The sequence below is a fragment of the Terriglobus tenax genome (assembly GCF_025685395.1).
GTDB classification, from domain to species: Bacteria; Acidobacteriota; Terriglobia; order Terriglobales; family Acidobacteriaceae; genus Terriglobus; species Terriglobus tenax.
Genome location: NZ_JAGSYA010000004.1, coordinates 661,774 through 682,496, shown reverse-complemented (window position 1 = coordinate 682,496; position 20,723 = coordinate 661,774). Strand labels below are relative to the sequence as shown.

Sequence of the window (20,723 nt, the reverse complement as noted above, 5' to 3'; positions counted from 1 at the left end):
TAGAGACATCCAGCAGGATCACCCCGGTGGCGCGTTGCAAACGTTCGGGAAAATACCTGGAGTAGTTTCCGTCCATCACCCATTGGTTGCCGCTGATTGCTTTGTCATGCAATGCCCGGAACTCATCTTCAGGACGTTTTTGCCAATTGGTGTACGGAGCATGATGGAGTTGATCCAGGTGAATCGCCGTGAGCCCGCGTTTGCGTGCAATAGCATTGGCGAGCGTCGATTTTCCGCTGTTCGATGGCCCCCAAATACAGATGCGTTCACCCAGGTCTGATAACTGCATGGAGATGCGATATACGTTCGCTTCTTATGGAGGTACAGTTTACTCGTCAGCCTTCGGCCGCTTGTACGGCGAAGCCATGCGAGCGCGGGCCTCGTTGACAGCGCCCTGCGTATTGTCGTTGGTCTGGATAGCCAGGCGGTACTCGTTGACGGCGCGGTCGCGCTGCCCGGTTACGTCAAAGATGTTGCCCAGCTTGATGTGGCTCCACACTTCCACCCACTTCGGGTCGCCGTCGCCGCGCAGGGAATCGCGGAAGGAGTTGGCTGCCGACTGGTAGTTCTTCTGCAGGAAGAAGATTTCACCGATACGGTAGTTGGCCAGCGAGGAGTTCTTATTGGCGTCCAGCGCCTTCTGATACTCGTTCAGCGCGGCAATCAGGTCACCCTGGGCGGCCTGCTGCTGTCCGCGCAGAACGGCAACGCGGACGGCGAGGTCGGGCGTGGACTTCAGCACCCAGTTGTCAGGATCGATGGTGACGCGGCGCGGACGACCGAAGGTTTCCACCGTGTACTGTGACTCGGAACCGGAGACGTCAATGCGGCGGATCTCCGTCTTGCCGTCGGTTTCAATGCGAAGCTCAATCGGCATCCGGAACAGGTCCAGGTCCTGCGTAATCTGGCCGATGGTGCGGAAGCCCTTGGAACTGCCCAGGCGGAAGACGGTGTACTTATTCTGGAAGGCCGGAGCACCGGTGCCGTCAATCCACTGCGCGAAAAATGCCTCGAGCGTGGTCGCCTGGGGATTCATCTTTCCGGCCAGCGATTCCATATCGTCGGATCGGACGCTCTTGTCCGTATAGACCGACAGCAGGTTGCGCAGGAACTTGGTGAAGTTCTCGTCGCCAATCTCCCAGCGGAGCATGTGGTAAACCATCGCGCCTTTTTCCAGCGACATGGACTGGAACTGCGGTGAGAACGGGTCCAGGCGGCCAATCGACGAGATCGGCACCGTGTCATAGGCCAGTGCACCGGCGGAGATGTCCGGGATAGCCGTCTGCAGCGAGTTCTTGCCGTTGGCGTCTTCCATGTACATCAGCTCGGCATAGCGGGCCATGCCGTTGGTGATCCAGGCGTCGTTCAACGTAGCGGGGGAGATCTCCGAGCCCCACCACTGGCGAGCCAGCGTATTGGCCAGCAGGCGATAGCTGTTGCGGTCGGGCCAGCGGCTGCCTGCAATGGCCGCCAACTCCGGGCCCCACGACGAGCTGACGGCATCATCCGGCAGTTCCACCAGGTTCACGCGCGTCGATTCGGGCCGGCCGAAGGTCGACTGCATGAACTCGAATTCCTTGGAGGCGGTTTCGCCATAGGCGGTGGCGTCGGTCGTGTGCTTTTCCGTGGTGTAGGTGCGGATATTGCCGACGGTCTTCTCGGTAAACTTGCCTGCGATGACCGTGCCGGGCAGGCCGGGCCTGGTCCAGTTGAAGTCGAACTGCGTTTTGCCGCCCGCAATGTCTTTATGGCTGCCCGCGCCGCTGGCCACGACTGTCTCGCCCTTGGGCACAACAATGTGCATCTCGGCGGTAAAACGGTCGGTGTACAGGCCGCTCATGGGGAACCAGCGCCCCGGGTACAGCAGGATGGAGATAGGGTCGGCCACGGCGGCCATCTTGATGCCTTCCACCGGGCTGGTATCGGCGTCCTTCAGAATGCCGGCGTACTCAAAGATGTAAGTGGCGGAGGTCCCCTTCGCCAGCGGCCTGGCTGGCGTAATGTGAACCGTTGAATCGGTGGCGACTCGGTCGGCGGAGAGGGACGCGCCTGTGCTGTCCGTCAGCTTCGTGATCTTCAGTCCGTTGTTCAGCTCCAGCGTCACGCTGGAAAGATCCTCCAGCGCTGTAAAGGTCACCTTCGCCGTGGCGGTCAACTGGTTCTGGGACGGGTCAAGCTCGGCAGTGATCACGTACCCGGTAACGTCGACCTGGGGGCGGAGAGGAGCAGCGTAAGCGCTGACAGAAAGGGCGGCAAGTGCAAGCAGAGAACGGACGCGGCCGGACATTCTTTTCGATATCCCTCTTCGAGATGGTACTCCCATCAGGGAATTAGACGCAGTTTGCGCCAAGTAGTTGGAGCACAGCCATTTTTACCCGGTCAATGGCGGTTTCACCGGGCTTTTGCGCCTCAAGTCCACGGCGCAGCGCATGCAGGTCCTCGCGGACGTCCGCGAGCTTTGCCGGGTCCGACAGCCAGGATTGCAGCAGCACCGCCAGCTTTTCCGCGGTGAAGTTCTCCTGCAGCAGCTCCGGCACGATTCTGCGGCCGGCAATCAGGTTGGCCATGGCGATGGGCAGGTTGCCATGCTCGTCGACGGGTGCGGGAATCTCTGGCGGGTAGGAGACCAGCTTCTTCGCCAGCCTGAAGGTGAGCGGAGAGACCTTGTAGACCACCACGAACGGATTGCCGATCACCGCCGCCTGCACGGTCGCGGTTCCACTGGCCACCACGCTGACCGCGGCATGGTGCAGCGCCTCGCGGGCATCGGAGACAAGGTGGACGGCGGGATAGTTGGCTTGTTGGAGGACTTCCTGGACGTCCGCAGGCTTCAGTGTTGAGGCCACCGGTAAGAGGAACTCATAGCCATCGTTCTCTGGAGAGAGCAGCTTCGCCGCCTGCAGCATGGTGGGCAGGTTGGCGTGCAACTCTTTCCGGCGGCTGCCGGGCAGCAGGGCGATCCAGCGTCGATTGGCATCCAGGCCATGCTGTACGGCGTACTCTGCACGCGTGGAAGAGGGCAGCGGCAGCTCCGCCAGCGGATGGCCGACGAACTCGGCATCCACACCGCGTGCCTGGTAGAACGGTTGTTCGAAAGGGAAGATGACCATCATCTTCGTGATGCGTTCCTGCACCCAGCGCAGCCGGCTCTTCTTCCATGCCCACAGCTGTGGACTCACAAAATAGACCACCGGAACGCCCTGGCGGTGCAGCTCTTTCGCCAGACGGAAGTTCACATCAGGGAAGTCGATCAGCACGGCGATGTCCGGTTTCTGCTCGCGGATGGCGCGGATGAGCTGGCGGTATTTTGCGTAGATGGTGGGGATGTGCCGCAGGATCTCGGTAATGCCCATGTGCGCGACGTCTTCAGCGCGGACGACGCGCTGTTGTCCGGCGGCCTCCATCTCCAGCCCGCCCAGGCCGAGGAAGCGCGCCTGGGGCAGTTGAGCTTTGAGGGCCGAAATCAGTTGTGCGCCATAGTGGTCGCCGCTGGCCTCACCGGCAGAGACAAAGATCGTCGGATTGGAGTTGGCAGCGATGCCTTAAGCCTACTAGGCTAAGGCGGCGCTGTGCCACCCCGTGCAACGCTGCGTTAATCTTGGGGCTGCATAGTGGTGTGCATGATGAAGCGTACGATTGCCTGCATGATCCTGATGAGCGGTGTCGCCATGGCTCAGAACGACCCTTTCCTGACGTTGATGAAAAAGGCCGGCGAACACGCGAAGGCCAGGGGGGCAAAGCATACGCCCGTGCTCTCGCCGGTGGACTCCACCGTTCTTGGCGCCAAGGCCACGGTGCATGTGGATACACTGCACGCCGCCGGCTTCCAGGTTGTGCCCTGGACGACCAATGACGCCGAAAAGATGAAGGCGCTCATCGACCTGGGCGTCGACGGCATCATTACCGATCGCCCGGACATTCTGCACAAGGTCATCCTGGAACAGCGCGCCGCCGGCAAGGCCCTGAAGGGCTTTGATAACTCCGCTCACCGCGGTGGACGCGGTCTGCGCCCGGAGAATACGCTGCCTTCCTTTGAGAGCGGCATGGACGAAGGCGCGACGACGCTTGAGACCGACACGGGCGTGACCACCGATGGTGTCTCCCTGTTGTGGCATGACCAGTTTCTGAACCCGGAGAGCTGCCGCAAGGCGGATGGCTCGGCGTACACCATGGAAAACCGCGCATATATCAACACGCTGTCGATGGCCGAGGCGCAGAAGAGCTTCATCTGCGACAAGCTGCACTTCGGCGGTGACCAGAAGAACGATCTGGCCCTGTCGCCGGTGGCTGTGGCCTTTGCGAAGCTCGAAAAGATGCCCAGTCCCTACTCGCCAACCAATGCCGCCCAGCTCTTCCGCTTCGTGAAGTTCTATACGGAGTACTACAAGTCCGGCGCGGGTAAGAGCACGCCCCACGCATCTGAGCGCGCCGCGACCGGCGCAAGTGTTCGTTTCAATCTTGAGACCAAGATCATGCCCGACCGTCTGCCCCCCTCGGTGGCCGGAGCACAGAACACCAACGTTCCTGCCGACCTGTACAAGAATCACTCCGTCGGCCCACAGGAGTTCGTGAAAGCGCTGTGCGGTGCCATTGTCAGTGAAAAGATGACCGCTCGTGCCGAGGTGCAGAGTTTTGACTTCCGCACGCTGCAACTGGTGGAAGAGCAGTATCCCGAGATTCCCACCTACTACCTGACCAACAACGCGAAGCTGCTGAGCAGCGATTTCGTTCCGGAAGGTCTTCGTCTTTCGTTAGACGAAACCAAGTAGTCGACATGAGTCGCAGGCCGCGCCCGCTGGTTTACATGGGCGCGGCTTTTTCCTGTGGAAAGCCCGGTCTGCAACACTTTCTTCACAATGCAGTCATCGGGCTGCAATGTTTACTGCCTAACTTCCCAGACATGCGATCCATAGCGAGACTACTTCTTGCGGTATACGTGTGTTTTGGTTTGACGTTGATCTCCCACGCGCAGTATGAGAACGGCAGCATCCTCGGAACGGTTCGGGATGCCTCTGGGGCTGTGATTCCCAACGCAACAATTACTGTTACGAACACCGCGACCGGTGTTGTCTCCACGCGCACCACCAATGACAGCGGCGACTACGAAGTCCCTGCGCTGCGCGTCGGTACGTACAAAGTAGAAATCGCACGCGAAGGCTTTTCTTCGACCACGGTCCCCAGCGTCGCCGTCAGCATTGCTGCACGTCAGCGCGTGGATGCCACACTGACCGTCGGCGGAACCTCGCAGGTGGTGGAAGTGACCGCTGCCGCCCAGTTGCTGGAGACCGACACCAGTCAGCGCGGCCAGATTGTCACCAACTACCAGACGGCTGCCCTGCCGCTGGTGAGCCGCAACTACTCTGACCTGATCGGTCTTTCGACCGGCGTCCGCGCCGCGGCGAACAGCCTGTCCTCCACCTCGAACACCGGCCTGGTGCGCGAGGGTTCGTTCAACGTGAACGGACAGCGTTCCATCTTCAACAACTTCCTGCTCGACGGTATGGATAACAATGCCTACGGCTCGTCGAACCAGGGCTTCTCGAACCAGATCATCCAGCCCGCGCCAGACTCCGTTGCACAGTTCCAGGTCGTCACCAACAACCAGACTGCCGAATATGGACGTGCCTCCGGCGCCGTCATCAACGTTGCCTTCGCGCAGGGAACCAACAAGCTCCACGGCCGCGTGTATGAGTTCGCCCGCAATACCGCGTTGAACGCAACCGGATTCTTCCGTCCGGCCGGTGGGCAGAAGCCGCAGTTCAACCGCAACCAGTTCGGCGGCAACATCAGCGGTCCGATCCTCAAGGACAAGCTCTTCTTCTTTGTCGATTACGAAGCCTTCCGCCAGGTGCGCAAGCAGGCTGCAACGGCGACGCTGCCGCAGATCAGCCAGTTGAACGGCATCTTCTCGCGCACCGTGATCAATCCCTATAACGGGACGCAATACGCTGCCGGTACCAGCATCCTGAACGACCCGAACATCTCCACCGCTTCCCGCACCATTGCCGGCTTGATGCGGAACCTGAATCCGGGTACGGCGCTGACGAACAATTACTCCACGTTGCAGCGCTCGCGTAACTACTCGGACAAGGGCGATCTTCGTCTCGACTTCATTCCGGACCAGAAGAACTCCTACTTCGTGCGCGTCAGCGTCCTGAAGCAGAATGCGATCGATTATCCGATCTTTGGTCTGCCGCTGGACGGTGGTTCGAACGGCGCACAGCGTATCTTCAACAAGCAGATTGCGGTTGGATACAACCGCGTGATCGGCTCCAACCAGTTGCTCGATGTGCGTCTTGGGTTGTCGCAGACCACCGCCGGCAAGTACTCGCTCTCCATCGGTACCAACCCCGGCTTCACCTTCCCTGGCCTGCCGACCGATCCTACCGTTGCCGGTGGTATTCCCTCTATCTCCATCACAGGCTTTACCGGCATTGGCCGTCAGTCGACGAATCCGCAGTTCCAGAACCCCATCATGCTCGATCCGAAGGTCAACTATTCGTGGGTAGTGAAGCGTCACTCACTGAAGGTTGGGTATGAGTACCAGAAAATCTGGATGAAGGTGCAGGACACCAATCCGCTGTACGGCGGTTTCAGCTACGCGGGCGGCTTCAGCCGCGATGCCTCTACCGCTTCGGCGAACTCTGACAACTACGTGGCCGACTTCCTGTTCGGTGCGACCAATATCTACACGCTCTCCAGTTACTTCGTTGCCCGCCTGCGCAACCAGTCCAACTTCGCTTATTTCCAGGACGACTGGAAGGTCAGCCCGAAGCTGACGCTGAACATGGGCGTCCGCTACGAGTACACGACGCCTTACTACGACGCTCTGAACCGTCAGTCGAACTTTGATCCCTCAACGCAATCGATGGTCACGGTAAACCAGAGCGGCAACCGCTACGGCTACCAGCCGGACAAGAACGACTTTGCTCCGCGCTTTGGCTTCGCGTATGACCTTGGCCACCAGACCGCTCTGCGCGGCGGCTATGGCATCAGCTACTCGCACTATGACCGCGCCGGTTCGGGTAACCTGCTGGCCATCAACGCTCCGTATGCACTGTTCGTAACGGTTTCTCAGACGCCCCGTACCAATGGCGCGGCGAACCCGAACTACGTTCGCATGGACCAGGGCTTCCCGCAGGGAACCCTGAGCTTCAACCCGGTTACAGCGAATGTTACCTACATCGACTCCAACCGCTTCCGCGACAGCTATGTGCACAACTACTACCTGGATGTGCAGCATGTGCTGCCGTACGGCGCTCTTGTGGATGTGGCTTACGTTGGCAACCGCGGCCTGAAGCTGCTGCAGTTTGCGAACTCGAACCAGAAGAACCCGGCAAACAACTTTGCCCGTCCCATCCCGACGTGGGGCGACATCACCATCGCGCTGCACTCTGCCTACTCCAACTACAACTCGCTGCAGGTGCGCTACGAGCAGCACAGCAAGGCCGGCCTCACGCTGTTGAACTCCTTCACGTGGTCGCACGCGATGGACAACGCGGGTGCATCGCTCGAATCCAACACGCCGTCGCCGCAGAACTTTTACGACCTGCGCGCGGACTACAGCCAGTCGGAGTACAACCAGCCCATCTACAACGTCACCTCTCTGGTCTACGAACTGCCCTTCGGCAAGGGACGCCGCTGGATGAACTCCAGCAGCTTCCTGGACGAGGTGCTGGGACAGTGGCAGATCTCGGCCATCAACACGGCGTCGAGCGGCTTCCCCTTCCAGATCAACTACACCCCGGCAGCGGCAACGCAGGTATCGGGTATCGCGGCCAGCTTCCGTGGTGCGAACCTGTACCGTCCGAACCGTGTTACGGGCGTACCTCTCACCAGCCTTGATAAATCGCGGTCGACCGGTACGGCGCTGCAGTACACCAACCTTGCCGCAATCCAGCTGCCTGCGGCTGGCGGCAACCCCTTCGGCAACATGGGCCGCAACCCCGGTCGCGGACCAATGTTCACCTCGCTCAATCTCGCCATCAACAAGCGCTTTGCCACACCGCTTGAGAGCCTGAAGGTAGAGTTCCGCGGCGAGCTGTACAACGCCCTCAACCGCACAAACTTCACCACTCCCGGCAGCGGCATCAGCGCAAGCGGTGCTAACCTGGCAGGCGGCACCATCACCAGCACCTTCGACCCGCGTATCGTGCAGTTCGGTGCGAAGATACTGTTCTAACAAGTGGCAAGGAAGCAGGGCGGCAGATGCGGGTTCCGCGTCTGCCGCTTTTGTTTGTATGTATGCTTTGTACGAGAGGATTTTCCAGAATGCGTTGGTTCGGTAAAGCAGTAGCGGCAATGGCCATGACGGTGTGTGTTTCGGCAGTGGCTGATGAGTATCACGCCAAACCCAAGCTGGTTGTCATCCTGGTGCTGGACCAGATGCGTGGCGATTATCTTGACCGCTATCGCGACGACTTCAAGACCGCCAACGGCTTCAACCTGTTCCTGAAAAAGGGCGCTCACTTTACGGACTGCTATTACGACTACGCCAACACGCATACCGCGCCCGGTCACTCCACCATCGGTACCGGAGCCTACACCGATGGTCACGGCATCCAGGCTAACCAGTGGTGGGATTTCTCGCGCTCGACCGATCATGTCTACTCCTCCGTCGACGACGATGATTACAAGGTCGTTGGCGCCCCTACCGGATCTCCCATCACGCCCGGCCAGTCGCCGCGCAACCAGATGGCCTCCACACTTGGGGACGAGATTGTGCTGGCCACGCATGGCCAGGCAAAGGTCTTCGGCATCTCGCTGAAAGACCGCGCCGCGATTCTTACCTCCGGACATGCCACGCAGGGTGCTTTCTGGATCGATGCAAAATCCGGCAAGTTCATCACCTCCACCTACTGGATGCAGGAACTGCCCGCCTACGTGGCAAAGTTCAACACCAGCGGCAAGACCGAGGAAGCCATTAAGGAAGTGGGCGGCAAGGGGCTGAACTTCTACAGCGAGGTCGGTTCCACCACGACCGGCGTGCGCTATGAACTGGAGTTTGCCGAATCTGTCATCGAAGCCGAGCAGCTGGGCAAGCATGCCGTCACCGACATGGTGACCATCAGCCTGTCGTCGACCGATATTCTCGGTCACGCCGTCGGGCCGAACGACCCGAAGCAGCGTGCGCTGCTGGACGGAGCGGATATTGAACTGGACAAGTTCTTTACCTGGCTGGACAAGCATGTGGACGGTGGCATGGCCAATGTGTGGGTTGCCATGTCGGGCGACCACGGCGTTGCTCCCGCTCCCGGCGAAACGCAGAAGCTGGGCATGCCGGCCAATGCATTCTCCTACGCTGGCCTGATCGATGCCATGAACGAGGAACTGACGAAGAAGCTCTCGCCGGGTGACCCGCAGAAGTTCCTGCTGCAGGGCGGGGAATACGCCTGGTTCCCGCTGGACCAGCGGGTCTTTGAGAAGCTGAAGATAAGCGAAGTAGACGCGGAAAACATGGTTGCCGCCATGCTGCCGGAGGTGATGGCGAAATCGCAGCCGGGCCTGCCGGGTTCCAGGCCCGCATCGAAGCCCCTCATCCGTCAGGTCTTCACCAAGGTCCAGATGGCCAAGGGTGATCTGCCCAATAACGATCTAGGCCGCCTTCTGCAGCACAGCTACTCGCCCAACGGCGGATGGCAGGTCTTCGCCATCTTCGGTGAGTACCAGATGCCGGGTGCGGCCACGGGTACGACGCACTACTCTTCTTATTCGTATGACCGTCACGTCCCGCTGGACTTCTACGGTTCGGCCTTCATTCCCGGCACCTATCATGACCGCGTCGCGCCGGTGGATATTGCCGCCACCTTCGCGTCGCTGCTCAGGATCAACCAGCCCTCAGCCTCTGTCGGTCATGTGCTGACGCAGGCCATTAAGCCCGAGATTGAGGCGCCATCTAGGACAAAGTGAGGATGCGCGGACAGGGAGACTCTTGATAGGCTTCTAGCCGTGATTACACGGCGCAGCTTTTTAGGTTCTCTGTCCGCGGTCTCCGCAGGTCTTGCGGTAGCCGATGCTCTCCCCCTCAAAGCGTTCGCAAAATCTGCCTCGTCCAGCGACGTTACCAGGTATGTGAAAATCGCCATCGGTACCGGCGGTCACGGACACACCTACCCCGGGGCCTCCATGCCGTGGGGCGCCGTGCAGCTTAGCCCGGACACCGGCGTCAAGGGCTGGGATCACTGCTCCGGCTATCACTACGACGACAAGACCATCCTCGGCTTCAGCCACACTCACCTCAGCGGCACCGGCGCGTCGGACATGCTGGACTTCCTCGTTGTTCCGCACGTCGGCCCGGTCAAGCTGGCTGCATCGGACTACCAGCAGGCCTTCTCGCACGACGACGAAGTCGCCCGCCCCGGCTACTACTCCGTCAAGCTGAAGGACTCCGGCATCCTGGCCGAGCTGACCGCGACCGAGCGCTGCGGTGTGCACCGTTACACCTTCCCGCAGTCGGATTCGGCCACCCTGATGCTCGACATGACCCACCTGATCGACGGCGACCCTACAAAGATCAACTGGGCCAGGCTGAAGGTGGAAGGCCGCCGCACCCTGACCGGAGGCCGCAGCACGCAGCTCTGGTCGCCCGGTCGCGAGATCTACTTCGCCATGCAGTTTTCCCGCCCGGCTGATGCCGTGCAGATCTTCGTCGACGATAAGCCCGTCGCGGGCGACACCTCCTCGCAGCCGCGCATCAAGTGCGTTGCCCGCTTCAAGACCAAGGCCGGCGAGAAGATCCTGGTGAAGACCGGCATCTCCGGCATCAGCACAGAGGGCGCCATGGCCAACCTGAACGCCGAGGTTCCCGGCTGGGACTTCGACGCCGTTCAGCACAAGGCCCATCAGGCATGGGAGCAGGCGCTTGGCGCCATCCAGGTGGAGAGCAGCAACACGCGCCACAAGGAGATCTTCTACACGGCGCTCTACCACACCATGCTGGCGCCCACGCTCTTTGACGACGTCACCGGCAAGTACGCCGGCATGGACGGCAAGGTGCACGATCTGCCCGCCGGCATGCGCAACTACTCCACCTTCTCGCTGTGGGACACCTACCGTGCTCTGCACCCGCTCTACACGCTCATCGCCCCGCAGAAGGTGCCTGACCTGGTCAACTGCCTGATCCGCGAAGGTGAGCAGAGCCCCGGCGGCGTTCCCATCTGGCCGCTCCAACAGAAGGAGACCTTCTGCATGGTCGGCTACCACTCGGCTCCGGTTGTGGCGGAGGCGCTGGTCAAGGGCTTCCAGGGCATTGACGCCAAGGCGGCATACAAGATCTTCCGCAAGCGCGCCATGGAAGACGACTACCGCGGCCTCGGCGGCTATCGCAAGTACGGCTATGTGCCCTGCGATGTCAGCGACGAGAACGCCTCGAAGACGATGGACTATGCCTACGACGACGCCGCCGTAGCGGCCATCGCCAAGGCGGCGGGAGAGACGCAGGAGTCCGAGATGCTGCTGAAGCGCTCGCGCAATTACAAGAACCTGTACGACAAGGAGTCGGGCTTCATCCGTCCGCGCTACTCCGATGGCCACTGGGCCGGCCCCTTCGCTCCCAACGCCATCAACGTCAGCCGCAAGTGGCGCGACTACACCGAGTCCAACGCCTGGGTCACCACCTTCAGCGTGCAGCACGACCCCGAAGGCCTGGCCGAGATGCTGGGCGGCAAAAAAGCTCTCGAGAAGAAGCTGGACGACCTGTTCTCAGCCGACCCGACGCAGCCCGCGGACATGCCGCCCGACGTCGCCGGACTGGTGGGCCAGTACGCCCACGGCAACGAACCCAGCCATCACATCGCCTACCTGTACAACTACGCCGGAGCACCGGAGAAGGCGCAGAAGCGCCTCCGCAGCCTGATGGAGACCATGTACGACAACCAGCCCAACGGCATGCAGGGCAACGAAGACTGCGGCCAGATGTCAGCCTGGTTCATCCTCAGCGCCCTCGGCATCTACCCCGTCGACCCGGTCAAAGCCAAGTGGGACATCGGCACGCCAATCTTCGACAAGGCCACGATCCACGTCGGAGAAGGGAAGACGCTGACCATCGAAGCCAAACGCAAATCCGCCGAAGACGCACTGGTCAAGCAGGTCCACTTCAACGGCAACAAGCACGAAGAGCTAACCTTCGACCATGCGGAGTTGGTGAAGGGCGGCAAGATTGTGTTTGAGATGGCGTAAGCAACCACTGATCGTGACTGGCTTTACCGGACGGTGAGGCCAGCACCCGTCAGGGCATGGCTTTAGCCGTGCCGCTAGAGATGCAGCTACAGCGGGCTTTAGCCCCTGAGGGGAGTATTACCGCAGGGGCTGAAGCCGCAGCTTTTTGTCGCCGCTATAGACACGGCTAAAGCCGTGTCCTGACGTGAGGCTCGATTTGACGCCCTACCCTCCGCATGGTGCGATGAAAGAGTGAAAGCAGCACTTCAACTTCCGGTCGATCTCATCCTGCCGGAGGTCCTCGAACATCTCAAAGCCTCTTCCTCCCTCGTCATTGAAGCCGCACCCGGCGCAGGCAAAACCACGCGCATCCCACCCGCCCTCCTGAATATCGTTCCCGGCGAGGTTATCGTGCTGGAGCCACGGCGCATCGCGGCCCGCATGGCCGCTCGCCGCGTGGCGCAGGAAATGGGCCAGCCCCTCGGCGAGACCGTCGGCTACCAGGTGCGGTTTGAAGAGGTATCCTCCGCGAAGACCCGCCTGCGCTTCGTCACCGAAGGCGTCCTCACCCGCCGCCTCCTCTCCGACAGCGCCCTCACCAACGTCAGCGCCGTGGTGCTGGACGAATTCCACGAGCGCCACCTCGATGGCGACCTCGCGCTGGCCCTGCTGAAGAAGCTGCAGGCCACGACGAGGCCCGACCTGAAGATCGTCGTCATGTCGGCCACGCTGGACGCCGCGCCCATCGCGCGCTACCTGGACAACTGCCCCATTGTCACCAGCGAGGGCCGCGCCTTTCCCATCACCATCGACTACGCCGGTTACTCCGCCACCCCGCTGGAACAACAGGTCGCCCGCGCCGTGGAGACCCTGCTCTCCGAGGGCGAGACCGGCGACACCCTCGTCTTTCTTCCCGGCGTCGGCGAGATTCGCCGGGCACAACGGGAACTGGAACCTCTGGCCCGCCGCCGCGACCTGCTGCTGACGCCGCTCTACGGCGAACTCACCCCCGCCGAGCAGGACCTCGCCGTCACCAGACAGCGCCAGCAGAAGATCATCCTCTCTACCAACGTGGCCGAAAGCTCGGTGACGGTGGAAGGCGTCACCGCCGTCATCGACAGCGGCGTGGCGCGCATCGCCGGGCACTCGCACTGGACCGGTCTGCCGGTGCTGGAGATTCAGCGCATCAGCCAGGCATCGGCCAAACAGCGCGCAGGCCGCGCCGGACGCACGGCTCCTGGCCGCGTCATCCGCCTGTACGCCGAGGAGGACTTCCGCCGCCGTCCCGAGGTAGCCACCCCGGAGATTGCCCGCGAGGATCTGAGCGGCCTTCTGCTGGGCCTGCGCGCCATGCATGTTCGTGCCGACGAAATTCCATGGCTCGATGCGCCTCCCGAAGAAGCGCTTGCTGCCGCGAATGCACTGCTTGACCGTCTGGGCGCTACCGGCGACTCGGCAAAGCAGCTTGCGCGTCTTCCGGTCGAGCCGCGCCTAGCCCGTGTCGTACAGGAAGCCATCATGCGCGGTGTAGGAGAGAGCGGATGCGCGCTGGCTGGCCTGCTGGCTTCCGGCGTTCGCATCGAAAAGGGGGACATCCTCGAGGCGCTCGACCAGCCGATGGACGACCGCGTCCGCCGCCAGGTCGACCAGCTCAAGCGCACGGCACGTCCTCCAAAGCAGGCGAAGCACGATGACGACGCGTTGCTGATCAGCGTGCTCGCGGGCTTTCCGGATCGTGTTGCCCGCCGCCGCACGGGCAACACCGTACTGCTGCCGGGTAACCTCGGCGCGGAGGTGAACGGGCATCCGCGACCGTATGAGTTTCTGGTCGCGCTCGACGCGGAAGACCGCAAGGAGCGCGGTGCTCCGCTTATCCGCCTGACGGCGCGCATGGAGCCGGAGTGGCTGATCGATCTCTTCCCGGAGCGTGTGGAGGAAAAGCGCGAGGTCGTCTGGAACCGCGAGGGCGAGCGCGCCGAGGCCATCAGCTCGCTGAGCTACGACGGCCTGGTGCTGGAGGAGTCACGCGGCCCCGCCACTGCGGAAGAGGCCGCCGCCACACTGGCTCACGAAGCCATTACGCTCGGTGTGGAACGTTTCGTCGATCCCGAAGCTCTGGCCGAACTGCAGGCGCGCGTCGCCTTCGCCGGCAACGGCGAGCTGCAGATCGAACCCGCCCTGCGCGAGCTCTGCTACGGCCTGACGCGATTCAGCGAACTCCGCAAGACCGCCGCAACCGGCCTGCTGCCGCTGCTGGAGCAACGCGCCGGGCGGCTGGATGATCTCGCCCCCGCGAAGCTGAAGCTCTCCGGCGGTCGCTGGGTGAAGGTGCATTACGACCAGGGAAAACCGCCATGGATCGAGTCGCGCCTGCAGGATTTCTTCGGGATGAAGGAGACCCCGCGCATCGGCCGCGAGAAGACGCCGGTAGTTGTCCATCTGCTGGCGCCCAACCACCGCGCGGTGCAGACAACAACGGACCTTGCCGGCTTCTGGCAACGCCTCTATCCGGAGGTGCGCCGCGAGTTGATGCGGCGCTACCCGCGCCACCAGTGGCCGGAAAATCCGCTTTAGGTCGCCCGTACCCTGTCATTTCGACCGAGCAGGGCGGTTTTATCGTCCCTCCACCGCGGCACTATGCGCCTTCGGTCGGAATGACAATGGCTATTAGCTGGCTGGTTCGTGCTGCCAGTAAACCTGGCCACGCGCATTGATCACAAACCAGTAAAAGAGCGTCCCCACCAGCAGGAATCCGCTTGCGATGGAGAACGCCGCTCCAAAGCTGTGCGTCGCCGCCAGCGTCACGCCCGTCAGCCAGGCTGAGAGTGTCGCGGACAGGTTGGCGAACAGGTTCTGCAGGCTGGTCCACTTCGCGGCGGCCCTGGGGCCTGCCAGCAACTGCGTCAGCGCCCAGTTGTTGCTGGTGAAAAGTCCTAGCCCGAAGCTGGCCATCATCATGGCGCTGATGCTGACGGTCTGCTGGTTCGACGCGACTACGACGATCAGCGAAATGGCTGCGACCACGCAGCCGATGCAGACCGTGCTCTTGCGGACCATCACCGGGTTGCGTCCGCTTTGCACCAGCCGGTCAGAAGCAACGCCCGCCACAATCGAGGCCAGCGACAGGCACCAGAAGGGCAACGAACTGATCCAGACCAGTTGCGCCGCCGTGAAGTGGTAGCGCTGTTCAAAGTAGTAGGGCAGCCAGCTGACGAACATGCTCCAGGCATAATTGCTGCCAATGTGGCCAATGGCTGCGCCCCAGAACTGCCGTTGCGCGGCCACCTGCAGGTAGCTGGGCGACCAGGCGCGTTCAGCCTGCTTCGCGACCTTGATGGAGTGCGTCGCCAGGAACCACGGCGGAATCCACAACATGCTGCCCAGGCCAAGCACCAGGAACATGGCCCGCCATCCATGCGAGGCGACGATGGCCGTTCCGGCCATGATGCCCAGCGCCGGGCCGATCTTGGTGCCCACATCGATCAGGCTGTTGGCCGTGCCGCGCAGCGACTCCGGAAACAGCCGTGTGATCAGCGCTGACGTGGCAGGGAAGCTGACCGACTCGCCACAGCCCAGCACCAGCCGCAGCGCGAACAATACGGCAAAGCTCGAAAAGGTGATGCCAAACAGGTGGAGGTCGCGCGTCAGTCCGGTGGCCGCTGTAGCCAGTGACCAGATGGCAAAGGCGAAACCGAAGACCTTCGCCGCGTCGAACCACTCCAACAGCTTGCCGACGGCCAACTGCATCAGCGTGTAGGAAAAGAAGAAGGCTGAGCTCAGCAGACCCAGCTGCCGCTCATCCAGCCGCAGATCACGCTTCAGGCTGGTCAGTGCAATCGACAGGCTGCCGCGATCAATAAAGCAGATGCCCATGGCCGCGACCAGCAGCAGCAGGACCTGCCATTCTTTCGATCGCTTCAGCACGGAGTTATGGCCTGCCTTTCACGGCAAGTTGCAGCATGGTCTCCGCCACGCGGTCGTAATCGTGACGCAGCACCGTGCCCTCAAAGAGAAAGTTGCCCGTCACCGGTTCCACGCCCAGCGCGCGAATGGCTTCCAGGTCGGCGGCAATCGGCGTCTGTCCCTCGCGGGCGTACTGTTCCAGCAACTGCGGGCTAATGGGCGCAGTGTTCACAAGCGCGTAGTCGAACAGGCGCCGCTCGCCGGAGTGCTGCATGATCTTCTGGATATGTTGCGAGGCGGTCAGCCCCAGCGATTCATTGGCCTGCGTCATCAGGTTGCAAATGTAGATGCGCGTCGCCCTGGAGGTCTCAATCGCCTCCGGAATGCCGCGTACCAGCAGGTTGGTAATCAGCGAAGTGTACAGCGATCCCGGCCCCAGGCTGATCAGGTCTGCCTGTTGAATGGCGGCAAGTGTTTCCGGCAGTGGATGCGCCTCCTCGGGCTCCAGGTACAGCTCCTGGATACGGCGCTTGCTGGCGGTGATGCGGGTCTCGCCATGGACATGGCTGCCGTCGTCCATCAGCGCGGCAAGCGAGACATTGGCCGTCGTCACCGGATAGATCCGTCCGCGCGTGGCCAGAATCTGCGAAGAGTGCTGCACCGCCTGGGCGAAGTCGCCGCACAGGTCGTCCAGCGCGGCCAGAAACAGGTTTCCCAGCGAATGGCCCTCCAGTTCACCCTGTCCGAAGCGGTACTGGAACAGGCGGGAGAGCATGTGCTCGTCCTCGGAGAGAGCAACCAGGCAGTTGCGCACATCGCCCGGGGGGAGCATGTTGAAGTCCTCGCGCAGACGGCCGGAGGAGCCGCCGTCGTCCATGACCGTGACAATGGCCGCAAGGTCGGAGAGACGGCATGGGCCACCCGGGCAGGCCGGAGCGGGGGCTCCGGGCAGGGCGACATACCGCTTCAACCCGCGAAGCAGGGTAGAAAGCCCGGTACCACCGCCAATGGCAACGCCTCTCAGGGAAATGGGGGGAGCAAACGACATTCCCGCCAGTGTACGGGAAAGAAGGAAGCACCCGAACCATCCTTCTGAGAATCTGCGGCATCCCAGAATGGAACAAATTGTGTCTAGTAACTTCCTGGATACGCTCCTTGAGTTACTTTGGTTTGTTTGCAATGATGACTTCTGGCTAATAAGCTTGATCAGCTCTGACCGTCGAAGGATTCCAGAAAAGAACGGCAGAAGTGGCATGAGATGGAGCGTCGTTCATGAAAGACCTGATTGTTTTAGTTGCCTGCCTCGGCGTTGTCCTGATTCCCGCCGCAATGTTGTCGTTCCGTGGAGGGAAAGCAACGCAGGAAGACTGACTCCCGGCTGTGGTAGCATCGGGCCACCGTGAAAAATCCCCATAGCGCCCCACAGCGTCTGACGCCGTCGCAGAGGAATGCGTTCATCGCATGCTTCCTGGGCTGGTCGCTGGATGCCTTTGATTTCTTCATCTTCAACTTCTGCATCACGGCCATTGCCACCGACTTTCACGTCAAACGCGCCGTCATCGTGGAGGGCACCTTCTGGACGCTGGCCATGCGCCCGCTGGGAGCGCTTCTGTTCGGTGCGCTTGCGGAACGGTGGGGCCGCCGTAAGACGTTGATGCTCAACGTCATCAGCTTCTCCATCTTTGAAGTGGCAAGCGCTTTCGCGCCAACTATCGGGGTGCTGATGGTGACGCGCGCCCTGTTCGGGATCGCGATGGGCGGCGAATGGGGCGTCGGCGCGGCGCTCGCCTTTGAGTCCATCCCGAAGGAGCGTCGCGGCTTCTTCTCGGGCCTGCTGCAGGAGGGCTACGTGACCGGCAACCTGATCGCCGGCCTGGTCTACGCCCTGATCTTCCCGCACCTGCACGTCGGCGGCGCGCTGGCTCCGTGGCGCATCATGTTCCTCATCGGCGCTGCTCCCACGCTGCTGGTCTTCTACATCCGCAGCAAGGTCGAAGAAAGCCCCGCCTGGGTGGCCAGCCGTGGCCAGACGACGGCTGCTCCCTCCAAGGGCCTTACACTGGCGGACATCAAGACCTACCTGCCGTCGCTCGTCTTCCTGGTGCTGTTGATGACGGCCTTTACCTCCTTCAGCCACGGCTCGCAGGACCTGTACCCGACCTTCCTGCAGGCCGACCGCGGCGCCAGTGACTTCTGGAAGGGCATGATCTCGAATGTCTCCAGTATTGGCGCCCTGGCGGGTGGCATCACCTTCGGCACTCTGTCAGAGAAGATCGGCCGCCGCAAGGCCATCATCCTGGCCGCATTGCTGGCGATCCCCATGATTCCGCTCTGGGCATGGACGCATCACTTCGTCCTCATCGCGCTGGGCGGCTTCCTGATGCAGTTCGCCATCCAGGGAGCGTGGGGCGTGGTGCCGGCTTACCTGAATGAGATGGCTCCGTCGGCTGTACGCGCCACCTTCCCCGGACTCGCCTACCAGCTTGGCAACCTGCTCTCCTCCAGGAACGACGTCTTCCAGGAAAAGATCGCCGAGATCCATTTCGGCGGCGACCTGACCGTGGTTCTCAGCGCAACCGTGGCCATTGTCGCGGTAGTCCTGGCCATCATGACCGCCCTGGCCAAGGAGCGCAAAGGTCTGGATATGTCGCAGGCGCTTTAATGCTTCTTTGCAGCAAACAGAACGGCCCGGCATCACCGGGCCGTTCTGTTTTGAAGTGAGACGTTACTTCTTCGGCTTGAAGCTGCGAATCACCTTCAGCAGCTCGTCGATCTGGGCATCGTTGAAGCTCGATCCGAACTTGGGCATGCTTCCGTTGCCGTTCTTGATCACGTCCTTGATCTTGTCGTCGGTCATGCTCTGGATTTCGTCCGAGGTCAGGTCCTTGACCTTGAGCATCTTGCCCATGTCAGAGCCCTTGCCGTCGGCGCCATGGCACATCTCACAGCTCTTCTTGAAGTTCTCTTTGCCGGCGGCCGGCGGATCCTGGGCCAGGGCGGCGGTGGAAAGGGTTGCGGCGAGGGCGACGAGAGAGAGTGCGCGACACAGGGAAGACACGATGACGTAGGCTCCGTGAAAGAACATTGGCTTGCGTTTGGGGTTATCCGCATGACCTCGGAAATGCAGTGCGGATGCAATGGAACGATACACGTTTCGATTGTTGGTTCGCTAGTCGCGACGCTACTTTGGCGGAACGTGTAAGCTGCCGCCATGGCAATTCGTGTGCAGTTCTGGGGCGCGGCCCGTACGGTTACAGGTTCTTCTCATCATCTGGAGTGTGCAGGACAGAACATCCTTCTGGACTGCGGACTCTATCAGGGGCATCGCCAGGAAGCCCGCGAAATCAACACGAACTTTGCCATGGAACCTGCTGATATCAATGCAGTTGTTCTTTCTCATGCGCACATTGACCATTCCGGAAATCTTCCCGGGCTGGCGCGCCAGGGATACCGCGGACCGATCTACGCCACCCCGGCGACGATCGACCTTTGCGACCCCATGCTGAAGGACTCCGCCCACGTGCAGGAGATGGATGCCGAGTTCATTCGCAAGCGCACCCGTCGCCGGTTGTCCGTCGGGCAGGATCATCCGGAAAAGCCCGTGGAGCCGCTGTACGGTACGGAAGATGCCCAGGCGGCGCTCGGACTGTTCCGTCCGATGCAGCTCCATGAGCGCAAAACGCTGGAAGGTTCTTCGGAAAGCTCCGGCTTCAGCGTTACACCGTATGGCGCGGGGCACATGCTGGGCTCTACCTGCGTGCTGGTGGAGGGAACCGAGCAGGGCAAGACGGTCCGCGTACTCTTCTCCGGCGACGTCGGGCGGAACTCCCTGCCCATCATTAAGGACCCTGAAACGGCGCCAGCCGCCGATTACCTCATCATGGAGAGCACCTACGGCAACCGGCTTCACCAGCCGATGGGACCGGTGAAGAACAAGCTGGCCGCGCTCATCAACCGGACGATCAAGCGTGGCGGACATATTGTGATGCCCGCCTTTGCCGTCGGACGGTCGCAGCAGGTGGTGATGATGCTGCACGAGCTGGTGCGCGAAAAGAAGATTCCGGCGATTCCGGTCTTTCTGGACAGCCCGCTGGCCACCACGGTGACGAAGGTCTTTCAGCAGCACACGGAGGAGTGGGACAACGAACTGACCGCCTTCGCCGAACTGACCGAACCCTTTGCCTGGCAGCAGATGACCTACACGCAGACGGTGGAGGAGAGCAAGGCGTTGAACCTGATGCACGTGCCGTACATCGTCATCTCCGCCTCCGGCATGTGCGAGGCCGGCCGTGTGCTGCATCATCTGCGCAACTCCATCGGCGACCCGCGCAACCTGATCCTGATGACCGGCTTCCAGGCGGAGAACACCCTGGGCCGCCGCCTGGTTCGCAAGGAGGAGGAGGTTCGCATCTTCGGCGAGTGGATGCGCCTGCGCGCCGAGGTGGACTCCATCGGCGAACTCAGCGGCCACGCCGACCAGCGCGAGCTGCTGGACTGGATGGAGCCGGTGGCGAAGACGCTGAAGAAGGTCTTCCTGGTGCACGGCGAACCCGATGCTCAACAGGAACTGAAGCTGGAGATTGAGAAGCGGTACAAGCTTCCGGTGGAGTGTCCCGCGCGCGGCGACGAATACGTGCTTGAATAAGAAGTACCTGTCGGTTTGA

12 protein-coding genes are annotated in these 20,723 nt (G+C 61.6%); 7 read left to right on the top strand and 5 right to left on the bottom strand.

Going from position 1 to position 20,723, the window contains the following annotated elements:
• Nucleotides 1–328: 328 nt before the first annotated feature.
• Together OHL13_RS08320 and lpxB are read right to left on the bottom strand one after the other, a co-directional pair.
• Nucleotides 329–2,287, bottom strand: coding sequence for a M1 family aminopeptidase (locus tag OHL13_RS08320; RefSeq protein ID WP_263409667.1), 1,959 nt, complete (start codon nt 2,285–2,287; stop codon nt 329–331).
• A 43-nt stretch (nt 2,288–2,330) separates the two neighbouring features.
• Nucleotides 2,331–3,467, bottom strand: coding sequence for a lipid-A-disaccharide synthase (lpxB, locus tag OHL13_RS08315; protein ID WP_449649499.1), 1,137 nt, complete (start codon nt 3,465–3,467; stop codon nt 2,331–2,333).
• Nucleotides 3,468–3,620: 153 nt separating this feature from the next.
• On the opposite strand from lpxB, the gene OHL13_RS08310 reads away from it, so the two are divergent.
• From OHL13_RS08310 to hrpB, 5 genes are all read left to right on the top strand, one after another.
• On the top strand, nt 3,621–4,769 hold the full coding sequence (locus tag OHL13_RS08310) for a glycerophosphodiester phosphodiesterase family protein (protein WP_263409666.1): 1,149 nt from the start codon (nt 3,621–3,623) through the stop codon (nt 4,767–4,769).
• 179 nt (nt 4,770–4,948) lie between these two features.
• Complete coding sequence (locus OHL13_RS08305) at nt 4,949–8,182, top strand: TonB-dependent receptor (protein WP_263409665.1); 3,234 nt, start codon at nt 4,949–4,951, stop codon at nt 8,180–8,182.
• An 89-nt stretch (nt 8,183–8,271) separates the two neighbouring features.
• The gene (locus OHL13_RS08300; protein ID WP_263409664.1) at nt 8,272–9,909 is read left to right on the top strand and encodes an alkaline phosphatase family protein; all 1,638 of its coding nucleotides are present in this window, start codon (nt 8,272–8,274) and stop codon (nt 9,907–9,909) included.
• Between the two features lie 39 nt (nt 9,910–9,948).
• A complete protein-coding gene (locus OHL13_RS08295) occupies nt 9,949–12,177 on the top strand; it encodes a GH92 family glycosyl hydrolase (RefSeq protein WP_263409663.1) in 2,229 nt (742 codons plus the stop codon).
• A gap of 231 nt (nt 12,178–12,408) precedes the next feature.
• Complete coding sequence (gene hrpB, locus OHL13_RS08290) at nt 12,409–14,730, top strand: ATP-dependent helicase HrpB (protein ID WP_263409662.1); 2,322 nt, start codon at nt 12,409–12,411, stop codon at nt 14,728–14,730.
• A 93-nt stretch (nt 14,731–14,823) separates the two neighbouring features.
• Here hrpB and OHL13_RS08285 read toward each other — a convergent pair whose 3' ends face one another.
• Both OHL13_RS08285 and OHL13_RS08280 read right to left on the bottom strand, forming a co-directional pair.
• Nucleotides 14,824–16,080, bottom strand: coding sequence for an MFS transporter (locus tag OHL13_RS08285; RefSeq protein ID WP_263409661.1), 1,257 nt, complete (start codon nt 16,078–16,080; stop codon nt 14,824–14,826).
• 4 nt (nt 16,081–16,084) lie between these two features.
• Complete coding sequence (locus OHL13_RS08280; RefSeq protein WP_263409660.1) at nt 16,085–17,107, bottom strand: gluconeogenesis factor YvcK family protein; 1,023 nt, start codon at nt 17,105–17,107, stop codon at nt 16,085–16,087.
• Nucleotides 17,108–17,458: 351 nt separating this feature from the next.
• On the opposite strand from OHL13_RS08280, the gene OHL13_RS08275 reads away from it, so the two are divergent.
• Nucleotides 17,459–18,721 (top strand): MFS transporter, encoded by a 1,263-nt coding sequence (locus OHL13_RS08275; RefSeq protein ID WP_263409659.1) that lies wholly within the window; start codon nt 17,459–17,461, stop codon nt 18,719–18,721.
• A 63-nt stretch (nt 18,722–18,784) separates the two neighbouring features.
• Here OHL13_RS08275 and OHL13_RS08270 read toward each other — a convergent pair whose 3' ends face one another.
• Nucleotides 18,785–19,117, bottom strand: a complete 333-nt coding sequence (locus tag OHL13_RS08270) for a c-type cytochrome (RefSeq protein ID WP_263409658.1) — start codon at nt 19,115–19,117, stop codon at nt 18,785–18,787.
• Between the two features lie 153 nt (nt 19,118–19,270).
• Between OHL13_RS08270 and OHL13_RS08265 the strand changes: the two genes are divergently transcribed.
• On the top strand, nt 19,271–20,704 hold the full coding sequence (locus OHL13_RS08265; RefSeq protein WP_263409657.1) for an MBL fold metallo-hydrolase RNA specificity domain-containing protein: 1,434 nt from the start codon (nt 19,271–19,273) through the stop codon (nt 20,702–20,704).
• Nucleotides 20,705–20,723 lie beyond the last annotated feature (19 nt).